Raw genomic sequence first — 18,851 nt, 5'->3', positions numbered from 1 at the left:
CGCCGCGGCGCTGGCAAGCCGCGGCGCCGATAGGGGGTCCACTCAGCGCACGAGCACGACCGTCGCCTTCCCGTCGTCGCCGTCGCTGACGGCCACGTCGCCGCGGACGATGCGGATCACCTCGCCGTCGGCATCGAACCAGGCGGTTTCCGGCGGCCGCGGCGGTGCCGGCGGGGCCGGCGGCGCCGGCGCGGTGATGCGCGGCGCTGCCGGCGGCGTCGGGGCAGCAGGCGGTGCCGGCGGCGTCGGCGGCGTCGGCGGGGTCGGCGGCGGCGGCGCGAACCAGCGCAGCGGCGGCGCTTCCGGCACGGTGACCTCGACGCTGCGTTCGGCGCGCTCGCGCAGCACGTCGACGCGCACCTTCTCGCCTTCGCCGCGGTCGCGCAGCAGGCGCATCGCGTCGCGCGGCGTCGCCACCGCCTCACCACCGATGCGGCGGATCACGTCGCCCGGCTCGAGGCCGCCGACGGTGTCGCCGCCGCTGATCACCAGGACGCCGCGGTCGGTGCCGAAGTAGCGGCCGAGTTTCGGCTCGAGCGCGGCCAGGTTCAGGCCGTTCCAGCGGAAGGCCTCGCTGAGCACCGGAACGCGGCAGTCGGCGTCGCCGGCGGCGCAGGGGGCGGCGGCGATGCGCTCGAGGTCAACGCGTACACCGGGGGCGATCAGCTCGAGCGCACGGGCGGCCTCGCCGCGGGCGAATTCGGCATGCCGGCGGGCCTCGCGCGCGTGGTTCCCGGCGTCGCGCGTGAACACCATCACGCGCGAGATGTCGTCGACGGTCACCAGCGCCTCGCCGTCGCGGCCGTCGCGGCGATAGCCGATCCGCAGCTGCTGGCCCTTGCGCAGGTCGTGCAGCTGCGTGCGGGCGCTGGCGATGGCGCTGTCGTCGCCGGCACCGCCGCCGCCGCTGATGCGGCGGCCGTCGACGCTGACCAGCACGTCGCCGGCGCGCAGGCCGGCCTTGTCGGCGGGGCCGTCGGGTGTGACCGCGGCGATGCGTACGCCGCCTTCCGGGTTGGATGCCATGACGATGCCGATGCCGGGGCGGGCGGCGGCGGCTTCGGCGGCCTCGATCACCTGGAAGCGCAGGCGTTCGAGGTCGGTGCTGTCGAGTTCGGCGACGCGCGCGGCGGCACGCTCGAGTTCGGCGCGGGCGCGGTCGAGTTCGGCGCGGGCGGCGGCGATCGCGGCGCGGTCGGCGGCGGTCGGTGCGCGCGGTGCCGGCTCGGCGGCGACGGCGACCACCGGGACCGCGAGCGCGACCGTGAGGGCGAGGGGAAGCAGGCGGGATTTCATCGGGAACCTCGGTAACGGTGGGGGTCGTGCGGGGAGGGTCAGAACACGGCGACGAGTTCGCCGTCACCGCCGCGGCCTTCGGCGGCGAGCCACTGCGCGGTGCCCTGCAGGCCGGCGTAGTCGCGCAGCAGCGCGACGCGGTGGCGCCACAGCAGGCGGCGGTCCTCGGCGTCGAGGCTCGGGTCGGCGAGCGCGGTGTCGAGGCGCGCCAGACGGTCGTCGAATTCCAGGCTCACCAGGGTCGCGCTGGCCGACAGCGCGTCGCTGCCGCCCATCGCCGCGAGCAGGTGTTCCAGGCGCGCCGACTCGGACATCAGTTCGGCGAGGCTGGCGTCTTCGCCGGCGACGCCGGAAGCCGGCGCGGTCGCCACCGGCGAGGACGGCGCCGGCGACGGCAGGGTGCCCGCCTGCCAGCGCGGCATCAGCGCAACCAGCGCCAGCACCGCGGCGGCGGCGAGCGCGAACGGCCAGCGCCGGCGCGGCGCCCGCGCGCGTTCGGCGGCGGCGATGCGTTCGGCCAGCCGCGGCCAGGCGCTGCGGTCCGGCGTCTCCAGCGGCAGGGCCATCAGCGCGGCGCCGATCTCCAACGGCGGCCGCTCTTCGCGGACCAGGACATCGTCAGGCATGGCTCAACTCCGGGGTGATCTGCAGCTGCTCGCGCAGGCGGCGGGTGCCGCGCGCGAGCTGCGATTTCGAGAAGGACGCGGTGCGGCCCATCAGGGCGGCGATCTCGTCGTGGGTGTAGCCCTCGGCGTGGTACAGCCAGAGCACGCTGCGGGTGGCGTCGGGCATCGCCTGCAACGCTTTCGACAGCAGGGCGGCGTCGGCGGCGGCCGGCGGCAGCAGGGTTTCGTGCGCCTCCAGCTCGACCTCGTCGGCGTCGTCGGCGAAGGGTTGGCGGCTGCGCTTGCGCAGGCGCATCAGCGCCTCGTTGACCGCGATCTGCCGCAGCCAGCCCCAGAACGGCGACTCGGCGCGGAATTCACCGATGCGGTCGAACAGCTTCAGCATCGTGTCCTGCAGCGCGTCCTGCGCTTCCTCGCGGTCGCCGAGCAGGCGCAGCGCCAGCGTGAACACCGGCCGCTCGAAGCGCCGGTACAGTTGCTCGAAGGCGCTCGCCTCGCCGCCACGGGCACGGGCCACGAGGCTCTCGGGGACGTCGATCGCGAAGGCGGAAGGGCTGGTCACGGGGGGTAGGATGCGCCTGGCGGCGAAAGCGTCGCACTGGGAGGCGAGGAGCGAGAAACGAGAAACGAGGAACGAGGAACGAGTGACGGCGCGCGCTTTGCGCGAGGGGGGAGTGATCGCGGCTGAAGCCGCTCCTACCACTCGTTTCTCGTTCCTCGTTCCTCGTTTCTCAGTCGCTGAACAGGATGCCGGGCCCGGCCTCGAGCCACCGCCCACACCCCACCAGCGCCATCGCCATCTCCAGCTCCGTCCGCAGCAGATGCAGGACATGGGCGACGCCTGGCGCGCCGGCGACGGCCAGGGCGTACATCGCGGCGCGGCCGATCAGCACGGCGTCGGCGCCGAGGGCGCGGGCGATCAGGGCTTCACTGCCGTCGTGGATGCCGCCGTCGAACAGCACCGGCACCCTGCCGGCGACCGCGGCGGCGACCGCCGGCAGGGCGTCGAGGCTGGCGACCGTGCGGTCGACGGTGCGGGCGCCGTGGTTGGAAACGATCAGGCCGTCGAGGCCGAGTGCGAGCGCGCGGCGGGCATCGTCCGGATGCAGCACGCCCTTGAGCAGCAGCGGCAGCCGGGTCTGCGCCTCCAGCCAGGCGACGTCGTCCCAGCGCGGCGCCGCCGCCAGCAGCGGGCTCTGCAGTGGGCCGGGGCCGCCGGGCATCGCGGTGAACGAGGGCGACGGCGCCATGCCGGCGAGGTTCGCCGGTATCCGCGGCAAGCGGCCGGCGATCCGTTCGCTCAGCTGCGGCGGCGCGATCGGCAGGTCGACGGTGAGCACGAGGGCGCGGCAGCCGACGGCTTCGGCGCGCCGCACCAGCGCCAGGGTGTCCTCGCGCCGCGGCTGCCAGTAGAGCTGGAACCACAGCGGCGCCACGCCGCAGGCGGCGATGTCCTCTAGCCGGAAGCCGGACAGCGTCGCCGCGACCATGCCGGCACCCATCGCCGCGGCGCCGCGGGCGCTGGCGAGCTCGCCCTCGGGGTGCAGCAGGGTCTGGTGGCCGACCGGCGCGAGCAGGAAGGGATGCGCGAGCAGGTCGCCGAACAGCTCGACGCGGGTGTCGCCGCCGGCGACGTCCGCGAGCATCCGCGGCAGCAGGCGGCGGCGGTCGAAGGCCATGCGGTTGTCGAGAAAGGTACGGGCAGCGCCGCCGGCGAGCCAGGCGTAGACATCGGGATCCAGGCGGGCGCGGGCATGCGTGATCCAGTCATCGGCGCAGCGCACGCCGGCCGGGATCGGGCTCGCCGCGGCGCCGCTCACGTGTCCGACCAGCGCCGCAGCAGGTTGTGGTAGACGCCGGTCAGGCGGGCGATTTCGGGATTGCCGGGAACGTCGAGCGCCAGTTTCTGGATCGCCAGGTCGAGTTCGAGCAGCAGCGCGCGCTGGGCATCCTCGCGGACCAGGCTCTGGATCCAGAAGAAGGCGGCGACACGGGCGCCGCGGGTCACCGGCGTCACCTGGTGCACGCTGGTGCCCGGATAGAGAACGAGATGCCCCGCGGGCAGCTTCACCCGGCGGTCGCCGAACACGTCCTGGATCACCAGCTCGCCGCCTTCGTATTCGTCGGGATCGCTGAGGAACAGCGTCGCCGACAGGTCGGTGCGCACGCGCTGCGGCAGGCCCGGCGCGTTCATCACCGCGCCGTCGACGTGGAAGCCGTAGGTGCCGCCGTCGGCATAGCGGTTGAACTTCGGCGGCAGCACCCGCAACGGCAGTGCCGCGGCCATGAACAGGCGGTTGCCGGACAGCGCCTGCAGCACGATGTCGCCGAGCCGCTTCGCCAGCGGATCGTCGGCCGCCAGCTGCTGGTTGAGCTTGGCGTGCACGGCGAGGTGGCCGGCGGTGCCGCGGCCGTCGACCCAGGACGCGGCGGCGAGGTCGCGGCGGAATCCGGCCAGGGTGGCGGCGTCGATCAGGTCGGGGATGTGGACGAGCATGGCGGCGATTATCCGCGATTCGCCCGCACGCCGGCGGCAGTCGCCGGCCGCCGCGCCGGACCGCTAGACTGGGTCCGGATTCCAGGGGAGCACCGCCGTGACCGCCGCCACCTTCTTCGCCTTCATCCTGCTGTTCGCCGCGCTGGTCTTCCTGTTCAAGGCGGTGCGGATGGTGCCGCAGGGCTACGAGTGGACGGTCGAGCGCTTCGGCCGCTACACGCACACGCTGACCCCGGGCCTGAACCTGCTGTTCCCGATCGTCCAGGGCATCGGCCGCAAGGTGAACATGATGGAGCAGGTGCTCGACATCCCCTCGCAGGACGTGATCACCCGCGACAACGCGGTGGTGAAGGTCGACGGCGTGGTGTTCTTCCAGGTGCTCGACGCCGCGAAGGCGGCCTACGAGGTCTCGAACCTCGAGCAGGCGACGATCGCGCTGGTCATGACCAACATCCGCACCGCGATCGGTTCGATGGACCTCGACGAGTCGCTGTCCAAGCGCGACGAGATCAACGCCAAGCTGCTCGGCGTCGTCGACCAGGCCACGCATCCGTGGGGCATCAAGGTCAACCGCATCGAGCTCAAGGACATCCAGCCGCCGCGCGACCTGGTCGACGCGATGGCGCGGCAGATGAAGGCCGAGCGCGAGAAGCGCGCGAACATCCTCGAGGCCGAGGGCCACCGTGCCTCGGAAATCCTGCGCGCCGAGGGCGAGAAGCAGGGCGCGATCCTGGAAGCCGAGGGCAAGCGCGAGGCCGCCTTCCGCGACGCCGAGGCCCGCGAGCGCCTCGCCGAGGCCGAGGCCAAGGCGACGCAGATGGTTTCCGACGCGATCGCCGCCGGCAACGTGCAGGCGATCAACTATTTCGTCGCGCAGAAGTACATCGAGGCCTTCAAGTCGCTGGCCGAGGCGCCGAACCAGAAGTTCGTGCTGATGCCGATGGAGGCGAGCGGCGTGATCGGTTCGCTGGCGGGCATCGCCGAGCTGGCGAAGCAGGGCCTGGCCGGGCGCGTCGAAGCGCCGCAGCCGCCGCGCGCGGGGGCCTGATGACCGGCACGCAGATCGCCTGGGCCGCGGTCGCCCTGCTGCTGATCGCCGGCGAGACCGTCGCGCCCGGCGTGTTCCTGGTCTGGGCCGGCATCGCTGCCGGCGGCGTGTTCCTGGTGCTGCTGGCGGTGCCCGGACTTCCGCTGGTCTGGCAGGCGGTGGTGTTCTGCGTGTTCGCGGCGGTGCTGGTGCCGGTCTACCTGAAGTTCCTGCGTGGCCGCGGCCGCCCCAGCGAGCAGCCGTTGCTCAATCGCCGCGGCGAGCAGCTGGTCGGCCAGGTGCACGTGCTCGAACAGGCGATCGTCGACGGCCGCGGCCGGCTGAAGATCGGCGATGCCTTCTGGATCGCCGAAGGCCCCGACCTCCCCCAGGGCGTCCGCGTCCGCATCACCGGCGTCCGCGACATGGCCCTGCAGGTCGTCCCGGCGGAGTAGCCTCCTCCATGAGGTTCATTTTTCGACACGGATTCACTCGGATAAGCGCGGATAACAGCGGATCAAGCGGTTCTTTTGCTGTCGGCCGTCCGTGGCCGCCGCACGTCGTGGATTCGGCGCATCGCGACCGCCGGGTCCTGGCCGCCGCCCGGACATCGCGCCATCGTTGATGGCTTCAGCCGCTTTGATCTGCGTTCATCCGTGTGAATCCGTGTCGAAAACCTGATCCCGGCAGCTTGGGCGCTACCTCCCGGTCTTGAGAGTCGTTATCATTTGGCGGTCCCCCGTCGGAGTCCGCCATGCGTGTGCTGATCGTGTTGCTGCTCGCCGTCGTCGCCGCCTCCGTGGCGCGCGCGGACGAGCTGGTCGTCTATACCGAGCGCAAGGAACCGCTGGTGCGGCCGATCTTCGACCGTTACACCGCCGAGACCGGCGTGCAGGTGCGGATCCTGTCCGACGGCGCCCCGGTGCTGATCGCGCGGCTGGCGGCCGAAGGCGCCAACACCCGCGCCGACGTGTTCATGTCGGTCGATGCCGGCAACCTCTGGCAGGCGGCCGAACGCGGCCTGCTGGCGCCGCTGCAGTCGCCGGTGCTGAGCGCCAACGTGCCGGCGAACCTGCGCGATCCGCAGGGCCGCTGGTTCGCGCTGAGCCAGCGCGCGCGCACCATCGTCTATTCGACCGAGCGCGTGCAGCCATCGCAGCTGTCGACCTACGAGCAGCTCGCCGACCCGATGTGGAAGGGCCGGCTGTGCCTGCGCTCGGCGAAGAAGGTCTACAACCAGTCACTGGTCGCGACGATGATCGAGCGCCTCGGCGCCGAGCGTACCGAGCAGATCGTGCGCGGCTGGGTCGCCAACCTCGCGACCGCGCCGTTCGCCGACGACACCCTGCTGGCGAACGCGATCGCCGCCGGCCAGTGCGACGTCGGCATCATCAACACCTATTACCTCGGGCGCCTGCAGCACGACGACCCGAAGCTGCCGGTCACCGTGTTCTGGCCGAACCAGGCCGACGCCGGCGTGCACGTGAACATCTCCGGCGCCGGTGTCGTCGCCGCCTCGAAGCACAAGGCGCAGGCGCAGCACTTCCTCGAGTGGCTGGCGTCGGCCGAGGCCCAGGGCGAATTCGCCAGCGCCAACTTCGAGTTCCCGGTGCTGGCCGGCGCCCACGTCGACCCGGTCGTCGCCGCCTGGGGCGAGTTCAAGCCCGACCCGGTGAACATCGCCGTCGCCGGCCATCGCCAGGCCGAGGCGGTGCGGCTGATGGACCGCGCCGGCTGGCGCTGATCCGATGACACCGGCGTCGGCAGTGGCGCGGCCGGTGCCGTGGCCGGCGCGCGGCGGCGCGTGGCTGCTGGCGGCGCTGCTGCTGGCGCCGACGCTGTGGCTGGCCAGCGCCTTCGCGACGCCGGCGCCCGAGGTCTGGCCGCACCTGTTCGCGGAAGTGCTGCCGCTGGCGCTGCGCAACACGCTCGCGCTGCTCGGGCTGCTGGCGGTGTTCGCGCTGCTGCCCGGCGTCGGTTTCGCCTGGGCCAGTGCGCGCTACGAATGGCCGGGCCGGCGCTTCTTCGACTGGGCGCTGGTGCTGCCGCTGGCGCTGCCGGGCTACGTCGTCGCCTTCGTCTACGTCGGCCTGACCGACTATGCGAGCGTGCTGCAGACGACCTGGCGCGCGCTCGGTGGCGCACCCGCGGGTTTCCCGGAACTGCGCAGCGTGCCCGGTGCGGCCTTCGTGCTGGCGCTGGTGATGTACCCGTACGTCTTCCTGCTGGTGCGGGCCGCCTTCCTGCGCCAGGGCAGCGCGGCGATGGATGCCGCGCGCATGCTCGGACACGGTCCGCTGCGGTCGTTCTTCCGCGCGGTGCTGCCGATGGCGCGGCCGGCGCTGGTCGCCGGCCTGAGCCTGGTGCTGCTGGAAGCGCTGGCCGACTTCGGCGCGGTCAGTATCCTCGGCGTCGATACCCTGACGACCTCGGTCTACAAGACCTGGTACGCGCTCTTCTCGCTGCCGGCGGCGGCGCAGCTGGCGTTCTCGATGGTCGTGCTGGTCGGGCTGGTGCTCGCGCTGGAGCGCTGGGGCCGTGGCCGCGGTGCGCGCTCGGGGCCGCAGCTGATGCCGCCGCCGCGGCGCCGCCTGCGCGGCTGGCGTGGCTGGGCGGTGACGGCGGCGGCGGCGCTGACCCTCGTGCTCGGTTTCGTGCTGCCGCTCGCGCGCCTGCTGTGGTGGTCGTGGCGTGCGCGCGCGGCGCTGCCGGAAGTCGGCGAGGCGGCGATCAACACGGCGCTGATCGCCGCCGCGACCGCGCTGCTGGTGCTGGTGCTGGCCCTGGTCTTCTCGGTGCTGGCGCGGCGCAGCGGCGGCGACCGCGGCGTGCGTGCGGCCGGTTTCGTCGCCGGCCTGGGCTACGCGGTGCCGGGCACGGTGCTGGCGGTCGGGGCGATGTGGCTGCTCGTTTCGCTCGAACAGACGTCGTCGTGGCTGGGCTCGCTGGCGCTGAGCTCGAGCCTGGTCGCGGTGCTGCTGGCGCTGTCGGCGCGTTTCCTGCGCGTCGGCCACGAGGCGACCGAAACCGCCTTCCTCGCGCTGCGTCCTTCGCTGCTGGAGTCCGCGCGCCTGCTCGCGGTGCCGCCGCTGTCGCGGTTGCGCCGCGTCGTTCTGCCGTTGCTGCGTCCGGGTCTGGTCGCGGGCCTGCTGCTGGTGCTGGTCGAGGCGGTGAAGGAACTGCCGGCGACCCTGATGCTGCGTCCCTTCGGCTGGGACACGCTCGCGGTGCGCGTCTATTCGCACACCACCGAAGGCCTGTGGGAACAGGCCGCCTGGCCGGCGCTGTGGCTGGTGGTGGTGGGCCTGGTGCCGGTGTGGTGGCTCGTGCGGGCGCAGGACTAGTTCGTAGTTCGTAGTTCGTACGAGGTACGAGGTACGAGGTAGTGGCGCTGCACGGCGACTACCTCGTGCCTCGTACGAACCGGGAACTGGAGTGCGATAATCGGCGCCCGTTTCCGACCACCGCAGCCCGCCATGACCAAGCAGACGATCCTCAACGCCACCCACCGCGCGCTCGGCGCGAAGATGGTCGACTTCGGCGGCTGGGACATGCCGATCAGCTACGGTTCGCAGATCGAGGAGCACCACGCGGTGCGCCGCGCGGCCGGCATGTTCGACGTCTCGCACATGACGATCCTCGACCTGGACGGCGCGCAGGTGCGGCCCTTCCTGCGCAAGCTTGTCGCCAACTCGGTCGACAAGCTGAAGGTGCAGGGCAAGGCGCTGTACGCCTGCATGCTCGATGCGAACGGCGGCGTCGTCGACGACCTCATCATCTATTACCTGCGAGAGGACTGGTTCCGCCTGGTCGTCAACGCCGCGACCCGCGACAAGGACCTGGCCTGGATCCAGGCGCAGGCGGCGCCGTTCGGCGTGCAGATCCGCGAGCGCCGCGACCTGGCGATCGTCGCGGTGCAGGGCCCGCAGGCGCGGGCGCAGGTGCAGGCGCTGCTCGGCGCCGACGCGGCCGCGGCTGCCGGCAAGCTCGGCAAGTTCGCCGCGGCCGAACTCGACGGCCTGTTCGTCGCCCGCACCGGCTACACCGGCGAGGACGGTTACGAGGTGATGGTGCCGGAAGACCGCGCCGTCGATTTCTGGAACCGCCTGCACGCCGCCGGCGTCGCGCCCTGCGGACTCGGTGCGCGCGACACGCTGCGCCTCGAGGCCGGCATGGCGCTGTACGGCCAGGACATGGACGAGTCGGTGACGCCGTTCGAGGCCGGTCTCGGCTGGACGGTCGCGCTCGACGAGGGCCGCGAGTTCAACGGCCGCGCCCGGCTCGAGGAACAGAAGGCCAGCGGCGCCGCCCGCCAGATGATCGGCCTGGTGCTCGACGAGAAAGGTGTGCTGCGCCACGGCCAGAAGGTGTTCACCGCCGCCGGCGAGGGCGAAATCACCTCCGGCACGTTCTCGCCGACGCTCGGCAAGGCGATCGCGCTGGCGCGGGTGCCGGCCGGCGTGGTCGGCGAGGTCGAGGTCGACATCCGCGGCCGGCGCCTGCCGGTGCGCGTCGTGAAGTATCCGTTCGTCCGCGACGGCGCCGCCCAGCCGGGCGTGCTGTCCTGATGCCGGCGTCCGCGGCGGTCGCTAGACTGTCGCGGCATCCCCCCCACTCCTGATTCCCAACCGCGAGGCCTGTCATGAGCGAGATCCCCGGCGATCTTAAATTCCTCAAGTCCCACGAATGGGCCCGCGTCGAGGACAGCGGCCGCGTGACCGTGGGCATCTCCGACCACGCCCAGGGCCTGCTCGGCGACCTGGTCTACGTCGAACTGCCGAACGTCGGCGACAGCATCGAGGCCGGTGCGGCGGTCGCCGTGGTCGAATCGGTCAAGGCGGCGTCGGATGTCTATTCGCCGGTGTCGGGCACGATCGTCGAGGTCAACGCGGCGCTCGCCGACAAGCCGGAAACGATCAACGAGGACGCCTACGGCGAGGGCTGGCTGTTCGTGCTCGAGCCGTCCGACACCGAGCAGCTCGCCGAGCTGCTGTCGCCGGACGACTACGCCCAGCTGCTCGAAGACGAAGCCTGAGTCGGCGCATCGCTTCCGCTTCCGACCGGCCGCCGATGTGCGGCCGGTTTGTTTTTCGGCGGCGGCGATCGCGCGGTTTCGCGCAGTCGGCGTTTTTTGCAGTGCGCAAATGCGCCGTTCGGCGACACCCGCGCGGAAAAATTTTCGCCGCCTCCGACCACCCCGCGCCGGCATCGCGCACGCCCCGGCGAACACCTCGCGTCGCCGGCGACGCGCGAAGGGCGCAGCCGTTTTCCCGATGTTTTTTCGCGACGGCAACTTCGCCGTGTCGTTCGTGCCGATGGCATCGCGACGGCGACGTGCGACGTTCGGCGACGAAGACGCATCGATGCCGGCGCGTTTCCGCCGTCGAAGTTGTTGACATCGCAAAATTGCGTGATTAGCTTTCGCCCAGCAGAAGTCAACTGCGGAAGAGAGTGATCAGGATCGATTCGACAGCGCGGGTCAGCTCACCGAACTCCACCCGGAAATTCCCAACGGTGGATCAGGGCGAACATCCCTCCACGAAATCGATGCCGCAGTCCCCCACCCGCTTCGACGACGCCCGGGCCGGTCACGGTCCGGGCGTTTCCATTTCCGGCGTTTGCAAGCGCCGACCCCATCCGTCCGTCGCGTCGATCGCGGCGGCGGTGCGCCACGGGAATCGCCCCGTGGCGGTGCCTTTGTGACTGGGCAGTCCAAAAGCCAACTGACGAGGAGTTGACCATGGCTACGAAGAAAGCTGCGAAGAAGCCGGCCAAGAAAGCCGCGAAGAAAACCGTGAAGAAGGCCGCCGCCAAGCGCCCGGCCGCCAAGAAGGCCGCCAAGAAGACGGCGAAGAAGGCGACCAGGAAGGTCGCGAAGCGTCCGGCCAAGAAGGCCGCGAAGAAGGCGACCAAGAAGGCCGCGAAGCGTCCGGCAGCCAAGAAGGCGACCAAGAAGGCCGCGAAGAAGACCGCGCGCAAGGCGACCAAGAAGGCCGCTGCGAAGAAGCCGGCGAAGAAGACCGCGAAGAAGGCGGCTGCGAAGAAGCCGGCCAAGAAGGCCGCCAAGAAGGCTGCGCGCAAGCCGGCCGCCAAGAAGGCGGCGCCGATCCCGGCCGCCCCGGCCGTGCCGACGCTGTAATCCGGCCGCTCAAGAAGTAATGGACTCTCTCCCCGTGTTGCCCAGGCGGGGAGGGAGACTTTCCGGAAAGCGCCCTCGGGCGCTTTCGTCGTTTCAGCGTCGGCGACGCGGCTGCGGTGCCGGCGTGGTGACCCAGTCGCGTGCCGGCAGGCCCAGCGCCTTGTCCATCGCCGTCGGCATCAGCCCGGACGGCACCGCACTCTCGCTGTTCCACAGGATCACGATGCCGACCTGGCGTTCGGGCAGGAAGGCGATCATTCCGCGATAACCCTGCACCGCACCGGCGTGGTACACGAGGGTGTGGCCGGCGTAGTCGAAGATGCGCCAGCCGAGCCCGTAATGCGCGGCCTGCAGGCGTTCGCGCCGCCACGGCGACGAGGTGAGCTCGCCCGGCGTTTCCACCTGCGGTGACTGCACCGTTTCCAGGATCGATTCAGGCAGCACTTCGGGGCGGTGGCCCATCTGCGCGATCAGCCAGGTCGCCATGTCGCGGATGCTGGCGTTGACGCCGGCGGCCGGCGGCACCCGGTAATAGGTTTCCTTCGGCCGCACCGAGATCCAGCGGCCGCCGCTGCGCACGTGCGGGCGGGCCCAGCTCGCGCTCGCCTCCAGGCCCTCGCGGCCATAGGTCGCGTTGAACATGCCGAGCGGATGGAAGATGCGCTTCTCGACCTGGTGCGCGTAGAAGTCGCCGGTCGCTGCGAACACCAGGTCGCCGACCAGGCTGAAGGCGATGTTCTGGTAGGCGTAGCAGTCGCCGGGCGCGCAGTACATCGGTGCGTCGCCGAGTTTTTCCGCGAGCAGCGGGTAGGGCTCGTCGGCCTCGAGCAGGCGGTCGCCGAAGTTGTAGCCGATGCCGATCCGGTGGCTGAGGATGTCGCGCAGGGTGACGCGCTGGGCGCCGTCCATGTCCTGCAGGCGGAAGCCGGGCAACTGGTTGGTGATCGGCTGTTCCCAGGACATCGCGCCTTCCTGCACCAGCATCGCCGCCAGCGTGCCGGCGAAGGCCTTCGACAGCGAGGCCAGGCGGAACACGGTGTCGGGACCGACGGGGTCGCTGCCCTTGCTGTCGACGACCCCGTAGCCGCGCAGCGACAGCACCTCGCCGCGCTCGACGATCGCCATCGCCAGGCCGGGCAGGCGACCGCTCTGCACGACCTGTTCGGCGAGCCGCTCCATCTCGCGCGCCTCGTCGCGGTAGTCGTCGGTCGGCTTCGCCGCCGCGGACAACAGCGCCGGCGTCAGCAGCAGGCAGCAGGCGAGGGTGCGGAGGAACTGCGGAACGGCCCGGGACGGGCCGGCTTTCTTGGCGGACATGACCGACGTATGCTGGCGAGACAAGATGATTCTAGCGCCGCGAGTCCGGCGCATCCGTGAATTCCCGGGGGAGGACTGCGGATGATGATGACGCTGATCGTGTTGGCCGTGATCGCGGCGGTGATCGTGTTCTGGGGCGTCGGCATCTACAACGGCCTGGTCGCCGCGCGGAACGCCTTCCGCAACGCCTTCGCCCAGATCGACGTGCAGCTGACGCGCCGCTACGACCTGATCCCGAACCTGGTCGAGGTCGCGAAGACCTACCTCAAGCACGAACGCGAGACGCTCGAGGCGGTGATCCAGGCGCGTGCCGCCGCGGTCAGCGGCCTCGCCGCCGCGAAGGCGCAGCCCGGCAGTGCCGAGGCGATGGCGAAGCTGGGTGCCGCCGAGGGCGGCCTCGCCGGCGCGCTGTCGCGGCTGATGGTGGTCGCCGAGGCCTATCCGGACCTCAAGGGCAACCAGAACATGATGCAGCTCAGCGAGGAGCTGAGCTCCACCGAGAACAAGATCGCCTTCGCGCGCCAGGCCTACAACGACAGCGTGATGGCCTACAACAACCGCCGCGAGATGTTCCCCGGCAACCTGGTCGCCGGTTCCTTCGGCTTCCAGCCGGCCTCGCTGCTCGAGATCAGCGAGCCGGGCCGGCGCGAACCGCCGAAGGTGGCGTTCTGAACGCGGCCGGGTCCGGTCGGCGACCGGACCGGCGTCACCGCGACAGCTCCGGCGCATGAACTTCTTCCAGCGGCAGGACCACGCACGGCGGTCGTCGAAGCGCCTCGTGCTGCTGTTCGCGCTCGCGGTGCTGGCGATCGTCGCCGCGATCGACCTCGTGCTGCTGCTGGCCTTCGGCGCCCTCGGCGAGGACGTGCAGCCGGCCGAGCTGGTGCTCGGCCTGGTCGCCGCGACGGTGGTGACCGTCGGCATCATCGCGGTCGGATCGCTGTACCGGATGGCCAGCCTGCGCGCCGGCGGCGCCGCGGTCGCGCAGCAGCTCGGGGCCACGCCGGTCGCCGAGGACACCCGCGACTTCCACTACCGCCGGTTGCGCAACGTGGTCGAGGAGATCGCGATCGCCTCCGGGGTGCCGGTGCCGCAGGTGTTCGTGCTCGAACAGGAGTCGGCGATCAATGCCTTCGCCGCCGGCTGGACGCCCGCCGATGCGGCGATCGCGGTGACCCGCGGCGCCCTCGACCGGCTCAACCGCGACGAGCTGCAGGGGGTGATCGCGCACGAGTTCAGCCACGTGCTCAACGGCGACATGCGCCTGAACATCCGGCTGATGGGCGTGCTGTTCGGCATTCTCGTGCTCGGGGTGATCGGCCGCCGCATCCTGATCCACGGCGGCGGCCGTTCGCGCAACGGCGGCCCCGTGCTGATCGCGGCGCTCGGGCTGACGATCGTCGGTGCCGCCGGGCTGTTCTTCGGGCGTCTGATCAAGGCTGGTGTCAGCCGCCAGCGCGAGATGCTCGCCGACGCGTCGGCCGTGCAGTTCACCCGCCAGACCGCCGGCCTGGCCGGCGCGCTGAAGAAGATCGCCGGCCTGCCCGAAGGCTCGAAGCTCGCGGCGGCGAACACCGAGGAGGTGTCGCACATGCTGTTCGGCGACGGCATCGGCTTCTCCCGCCTGTTCGCCACGCATCCGCCGCTGGTCGAGCGCATCCGGGCGCTGGATCCACAGTTCCGCCCGGACTCGCTGCCGGAGCTGAGCGCGCGCTGGCAGCTGCATCCGCCGTCGGGTCTCGACGAGGACGTCGCCCTCGGCCTCGACCGCCGCGAGCGCGAACCGTTGCCGCGCGACCAGGCCGAGCTGCGGCTGAGCCCGGCGACCGTGGTCGCCCAGGCGGGAGCGCCACAGGTCGACGACTTCGTGCGTGCCGGCGCCCTGGTCGACGCGGTCCCGGAAGTGCTGCGCAACGCCGCGCACGAACGCGACGAGGCGCCGGCGCTGCTGTTCGGCCTGCTGATGGCGCCGCCGGGCAAGGTGCGCGAGCGCCAGCAGTACGAACTCGCCGCGCGCCACGACGACCGCCTCTCGCGCCAGGCCACCGACTACGCCGACCGCCTGGTCGATCTGCCGAAGATCCTGCACCTGCCGCTGGCGGCGATGGCGATGCCGGTGCTGCAGCGGCGTCCGCGCGCCGAACTCGAGCGGTTCATGGACGGCTGCTTCGCGCTGACGCACGCCGACGGCGAGATCAGCCTGTTCGAGTACTGCCTCGGCCGCCTGCTGCGGGTACAGGTGCGCGACGCGCTCGAGCCGGAACGCTGGACCGCCGGCAATCGCCGCCTGAAGGAGGCGATGGCGCCGGCGCTGACCCTGCTGGCGGTGCTCGCCGACGCCGGCCACGACGATCCGGGGTCGGCGATGCGCGCCTTCCTCGCCGGGGTCGACCGGGTATTCCCGCAGGTGCACGCGGTCTTCCAGCCGCCGAAGGATCCGTTGCGCGCCCTCGACGAGGCGCTGCCGGTGCTCGAGAAGGTGGAGCCGGTCGGCAAGCAGCTGCTGCTCGAGGCGGTGGTCGTCGCGATCGGCCACGACGGCCGCCTGACCGTCGCCGAGGCCGAGCTGCTGCGCGTCGTCTGCGCCTCGCTGCAGGTGCCGCTGCCGCCGATGCTCGACGAGGGCCTGGTGGCGAAGGACCGCGTCTAGGTGCGCCTGTAGGAGCGGCTTCAGCCGCGATGCCTTTGAACCAATCGCGGCTGAAGCCGCTCCTACAGAAGAGATCGCGGCTGAAGCCGCTCCTACAGGGGGGGGCGTTCCTGCGGAAGGGGGGCGTGGGTGCCGCGGATCAGGTCGGCCGCACGCTCCGCGATCATCATCGTCGGCGCGTTGGTGTTGCCGCCGACCAGCCGCGGCATGACCGAGGCGTCGATCACGCGCAGTCCGGCGACGCCGCGCACCCGCAACTGCGGGTCGACGACGCTGTCGGCGGCGTCGGCCGGACCCATGCGGCAGGTGCCGACCGGGTGGTAGACGGACTCGGCCTTGCGGCGGATGAAGGCGACGATGCCGGCCTCGTCGCGCACGCCGGCGCCGGGGTAGATCTCGTCGCCGCGGAACGGCGCGAAGGCCGGCTGCGCGAGGATCTCGCGGCTCAGGTGCACCGCCTCGACCATCGTCTTCAGATCGAAACCCTCGGGGTCGGTCAGGTAGCCGGCGTCGATGTGCGGCTTGTCGCCCGGGTTCGCGCTGACCAGGCTCAGGCGGCCGCGGCTGCGCGGGCGCAGGCCGCAGGCGTGCAGGGTGTAGCCATTGCCGGGCAGGCGGTTGCGGCCGTGGTCGTCGAGCTGCGCAGGCACGAAGTGGAACTGCATGTCGGGGCGTTCGTCCTCGGCGAGCCGGCTGCGCAGGAAACCGCCGGCTTCGGCGATGTTGCTGGTACCCGGCCCCTTGCCGAGCAGGTAGTACTGCAGCGCCACCGAAACGTCGCTGAGCTGGTCGTAGCTCAGGCCGCGGGTGCAGCGCTGCAGCGTGCAGATGTCGAGATGGTCCTGCAGGTTGGCGCCGACGCCGGGCAGGTCGGCGACCACGTCGATGCCGTGCCGGCGCAGTTCGTCGGCGGGGCCGATGCCCGACAGCATCAGCAACTGCGGCGAATTGATCGCGCCGCCGGACAGCAGCACCTCGCGCGCGGCCTGCGCGTGGAAGGCGCGGCCACCGGCGTTGTAGACGACGCCGTCGGCGCGGCCGTCGCGGAAGGTGACACGCGCGGCGGCGGCGCCGGTGACGACCTTCAGGTTCGGGCGTGCGCGCGCCGGCTTCAGGTAGGCCTTCGCCGAAGAGCAGCGGCTGCCGGCGCGGGTGGTCGTCTGGTACCAGCCGAAGCCGTCCTGGCGCGGGCCGTTGAAGTCGTCGCTCGGCGCGTGGCCGGCTTCGCGCGCGGCCTGCAGGAAGGCTTCGGAGAGCGGGTTGCGGTGCGTCGGGTCGGAGACCGTCAGCGGACCGTCGCCGCCGTGCAGCGCGTCGCCGCCGCGGACATTGCCCTCGCTGCGGCGGAAGTAGGGCAGCACACCATCCCAGTTCCAGCCCTCGGCGCCCATCCGTGCCCACTCGTCGTAGTCGCCGGCGTGGCCGCGGATGTAGCACATCGCATTGATCGAGCTGGAGCCGCCGAGCACCTTGCCGCGCGGCCACCACAGGCGGCGCCCGTCGAGCTGCGGCTGCGGCGCGGTGTCGTAATCCCAGTTCACGCCCTTGCGGTTCACCAGCTTGGACAGGCCGGCGGGCATGTGGATGAAGGGATGCCAGTCGCTCGGGCCGGCTTCCAGCAGGAGAACGCGACAGTCCGGGTCTTCGCTCAGTCGGTTGGCGAGTACACAGCCTGCCGAACCCGCACCCACGATGATGTAGTCGTACAAGAGGCTGCTCTTCACTGCGGTTGCGCCCGATGGTGGGCGCCCGATCTAGAGCAAACACTCGGCGCGTGAACGGCGTCACTGTCCGCGACGACGCATTGCAGGCACCGTCTGGCCGATCCGCGCCGGGGCCGTTATCGTGCCGCCACCCGACGGAAGCCCGATGACCGACGCCGATTCCAGCGCCAGCCACTACGCCCACCTGCGCGCGACCCTGCGCGAGCGGCCGGCGCTGGCGTGGTCGTTCCTCTATTTCTTCTTCCTGCTGACCGGCTATTACGTCCTGCGGCCGGTGCGCGACGCGATGGGCGCCGCCAATGATCCGAGCGCGGTCTTCCCGGTGGCGATGGTCGACTGGTTCGCCGCCCGCGGCATCGCCCTCGGCGATTACCAGCTGCAGGTGCTGTTCACCGGCACCTTCTTCTCGATGCTGCTGCTGCAGCCGGTCTACGGCGCACTGGTCAGCCGTTTCCCGCGGCGCGTGTTCCTGCCGGTGGTGTACCTCGCGTTCGTCGCCTGCCTGGCCTGGTTCTGGTGGGCCTTCGAAGTGCGCCTGCCGGGCCGCGGCGGCCTGTTCTTCATCTGGCTGGCGGTGTTCAACCTGTTCGCGGTGTCGGTGTTCTGGAGCTATATGGCCGACGTCTGGCGCGATTCCGAGGCGCGGCGCCTGTACGGCTTCATCGCCGCCGGCGGCACCCTCGGCGGCCTGCTCGGGCCGCAGCTGACGACGCTGTTCGTCACCCGGGTCGGCGTCGCCAACATGCTGCTGGTGTCGGTCGGCTGCCTGCTCGCGTGCCTGGTGTGCATCGTCGCGCTGGCGCCGTCGGCGCGCGCGCGCGAGGGCGCCGACCCGTCGGTGCGCGACGAGGCGGCGATCGGCGGCGGCATCCTCGAGGGCCTGCGCCGCATCGCCAGCGATCCGCTGCTGCGCGCGCTGGCGATGCTGATGTTCTTCGGCGTCGGTGTCGGCACCCTGCTGTACAACGAGCAGAACGCGATCGTGCGCGCGATGACCGCCGGCGACCCGGCCGCCGCCGAGCAGGCCACCGCCTTCTTCTCGACGATCGACAAGTGGATCAACTGGCTGGTGCTCCTGCTGCAGGTCTTCGTGACCCGCGTCGTGCTGACCCGCTGGGGCGTGGCGCCGCTGCTGCTGTTTCCGGCGCTGGCGATCTTCGTCGGCTACGCGATCCTCGCCGCGGCGCCGCTGCCGGTGCTGGTGGCGGTGGTGCAGATCGTGACCCGCGCCTCCGAGTTCGCGCTGAACAAGCCGGCGCGCGAGACCATCTACACGCGCGTCGACCGCGCGGCCCGCTACAAGGCGAAGGCGGCGATCGACACCGTCGTCTACCGCGGCGGTGACCTCACCTTCGTCTGGGTGCACAAGGCGCTGGCCGCGTTCGGCAGCGTCGTCGTGTTCGCCAGCGGCATGGCGGTGGCGGCGGCGTTCTTCGTGGCGTCGTGGCGGGTGGTGCGCGAGCAGGCGAAGCTGCAGGACCGCCCGTGAATGCTCCCGTAGGAGCGCCTTCAGGCGCGATGCTCCTGGAGCATCGCGGCCGAAGCCGCTCCTACGGTTCGCGGGATCGCGGCTGA

General features: G+C 71.4%; 17 protein-coding genes. 10 read left to right on the top strand and 7 right to left on the bottom strand.

Annotation, left to right across the window (positions count from 1 at the left end; translation table 11 throughout):
* Positions 1-42: 42 nt before the first annotated feature.
* The 5 genes from K311_RS0107940 to K311_RS0107920 form a co-directional block, all read right to left on the bottom strand.
* The gene (locus tag K311_RS0107940; RefSeq protein WP_026816859.1) at positions 43-1,296 is read right to left on the bottom strand and encodes a PDZ domain-containing protein; all 1,254 of its coding nucleotides are present in this window, start codon (positions 1,294-1,296) and stop codon (positions 43-45) included.
* Between the two features lie 38 nt (positions 1,297-1,334).
* Complete coding sequence (locus K311_RS0107935; protein ID WP_154659490.1) at positions 1,335-1,922, bottom strand: hypothetical protein; 588 nt, start codon at positions 1,920-1,922, stop codon at positions 1,335-1,337.
* Positions 1,915-2,484: an RNA polymerase sigma factor gene (locus tag K311_RS16045; protein WP_245570639.1), complete on the bottom strand. Its 570-nt coding sequence runs from the start codon at positions 2,482-2,484 to the stop codon at positions 1,915-1,917. Before K311_RS16045 ends, K311_RS0107935 begins: the two co-directional genes overlap by 8 nt.
* 169 nt (positions 2,485-2,653) lie before the next feature.
* On the bottom strand, positions 2,654-3,742 hold the full coding sequence (locus K311_RS0107925) for an alpha-hydroxy acid oxidase (RefSeq protein WP_043797162.1): 1,089 nt from the start codon (positions 3,740-3,742) through the stop codon (positions 2,654-2,656).
* On the bottom strand, positions 3,739-4,419 hold the full coding sequence (locus K311_RS0107920) for a Fe2+-dependent dioxygenase (RefSeq protein WP_026816856.1): 681 nt from the start codon (positions 4,417-4,419) through the stop codon (positions 3,739-3,741). Before K311_RS0107920 ends, K311_RS0107925 begins: the two co-directional genes overlap by 4 nt.
* A gap of 97 nt (positions 4,420-4,516) precedes the next feature.
* Here K311_RS0107920 and K311_RS0107915 point away from each other — a divergent pair, with 97 nt between their 5' ends.
* The 7 genes from K311_RS0107915 (at position 4,517) to K311_RS0107885 (ending at position 11,585) form a co-directional block, all read left to right on the top strand.
* The gene (locus K311_RS0107915; RefSeq protein WP_026816855.1) at positions 4,517-5,467 is read left to right on the top strand and encodes an SPFH domain-containing protein; all 951 of its coding nucleotides are present in this window, start codon (positions 4,517-4,519) and stop codon (positions 5,465-5,467) included.
* Positions 5,467-5,901 (top strand): NfeD family protein, encoded by a 435-nt coding sequence (locus K311_RS0107910; RefSeq protein ID WP_026816854.1) that lies wholly within the window; start codon positions 5,467-5,469, stop codon positions 5,899-5,901. The genes K311_RS0107915 and K311_RS0107910 overlap by 1 nt, the downstream gene beginning before the upstream one ends.
* Positions 5,902-6,200: 299 nt before the next feature.
* On the top strand, positions 6,201-7,190 hold the full coding sequence (locus K311_RS0107905) for an extracellular solute-binding protein (RefSeq protein WP_026816853.1): 990 nt from the start codon (positions 6,201-6,203) through the stop codon (positions 7,188-7,190).
* 4 nt (positions 7,191-7,194) lie between these two features.
* Entirely contained in the window at positions 7,195-8,790 is a 1,596-nt protein-coding gene (locus K311_RS0107900; protein WP_081683351.1) for an ABC transporter permease, read from the top strand.
* Between the two features lie 132 nt (positions 8,791-8,922).
* Positions 8,923-10,014: a glycine cleavage system aminomethyltransferase GcvT gene (gene gcvT, locus K311_RS0107895; RefSeq protein WP_026816851.1), complete on the top strand. Its 1,092-nt coding sequence runs from the start codon at positions 8,923-8,925 to the stop codon at positions 10,012-10,014.
* A 74-nt stretch (positions 10,015-10,088) separates the two neighbouring features.
* Positions 10,089-10,481 carry a glycine cleavage system protein GcvH gene (gene gcvH / locus K311_RS0107890; protein WP_026816850.1) on the top strand — a complete coding sequence of 131 codons (393 nt, stop codon included), beginning with the start codon at positions 10,089-10,091 and terminating at the stop codon, positions 10,479-10,481.
* A gap of 705 nt (positions 10,482-11,186) precedes the next feature.
* Positions 11,187-11,585 carry a hypothetical protein gene (locus K311_RS0107885; protein ID WP_026816849.1) on the top strand — a complete coding sequence of 133 codons (399 nt, stop codon included), beginning with the start codon at positions 11,187-11,189 and terminating at the stop codon, positions 11,583-11,585.
* Positions 11,586-11,678: 93 nt separating this feature from the next.
* On the opposite strand, the gene K311_RS16040 is transcribed toward K311_RS0107885, so the two are convergent.
* Positions 11,679-12,902 carry a serine hydrolase domain-containing protein gene (locus K311_RS16040; protein WP_051239752.1) on the bottom strand — a complete coding sequence of 408 codons (1,224 nt, stop codon included), beginning with the start codon at positions 12,900-12,902 and terminating at the stop codon, positions 11,679-11,681.
* An 84-nt stretch (positions 12,903-12,986) separates the two neighbouring features.
* On the opposite strand from K311_RS16040, the gene K311_RS0107875 reads away from it, so the two are divergent.
* Positions 12,987-13,574: a LemA family protein gene (locus K311_RS0107875; RefSeq protein WP_425476577.1), complete on the top strand. Its 588-nt coding sequence runs from the start codon at positions 12,987-12,989 to the stop codon at positions 13,572-13,574.
* A gap of 55 nt (positions 13,575-13,629) precedes the next feature.
* Positions 13,630-15,552, top strand: coding sequence for a M48 family metallopeptidase (locus tag K311_RS0107870; RefSeq protein WP_026816847.1), 1,923 nt, complete (start codon positions 13,630-13,632; stop codon positions 15,550-15,552).
* A 92-nt stretch (positions 15,553-15,644) separates the two neighbouring features.
* On the opposite strand, the gene K311_RS0107865 is transcribed toward K311_RS0107870, so the two are convergent.
* Positions 15,645-17,261, bottom strand: a complete 1,617-nt coding sequence (locus K311_RS0107865; protein ID WP_026816846.1) for a GMC family oxidoreductase — start codon at positions 17,259-17,261, stop codon at positions 15,645-15,647.
* 160 nt (positions 17,262-17,421) lie between these two features.
* On the opposite strand from K311_RS0107865, the gene K311_RS0107860 reads away from it, so the two are divergent.
* Entirely contained in the window at positions 17,422-18,765 is a 1,344-nt protein-coding gene (locus K311_RS0107860; protein WP_026816845.1) for an NTP/NDP exchange transporter, read from the top strand.
* The last annotated feature ends 86 nt before the right edge of the window (positions 18,766-18,851 follow it).

Origin of the sequence: Arenimonas composti TR7-09 = DSM 18010, assembly GCF_000426365.1 — a bacterium.
GTDB classification, from domain to species: Bacteria; Pseudomonadota; Gammaproteobacteria; order Xanthomonadales; family Xanthomonadaceae; genus Arenimonas; species Arenimonas composti.
This window is presented reverse-complemented; position numbering and strand designations above follow the sequence as displayed.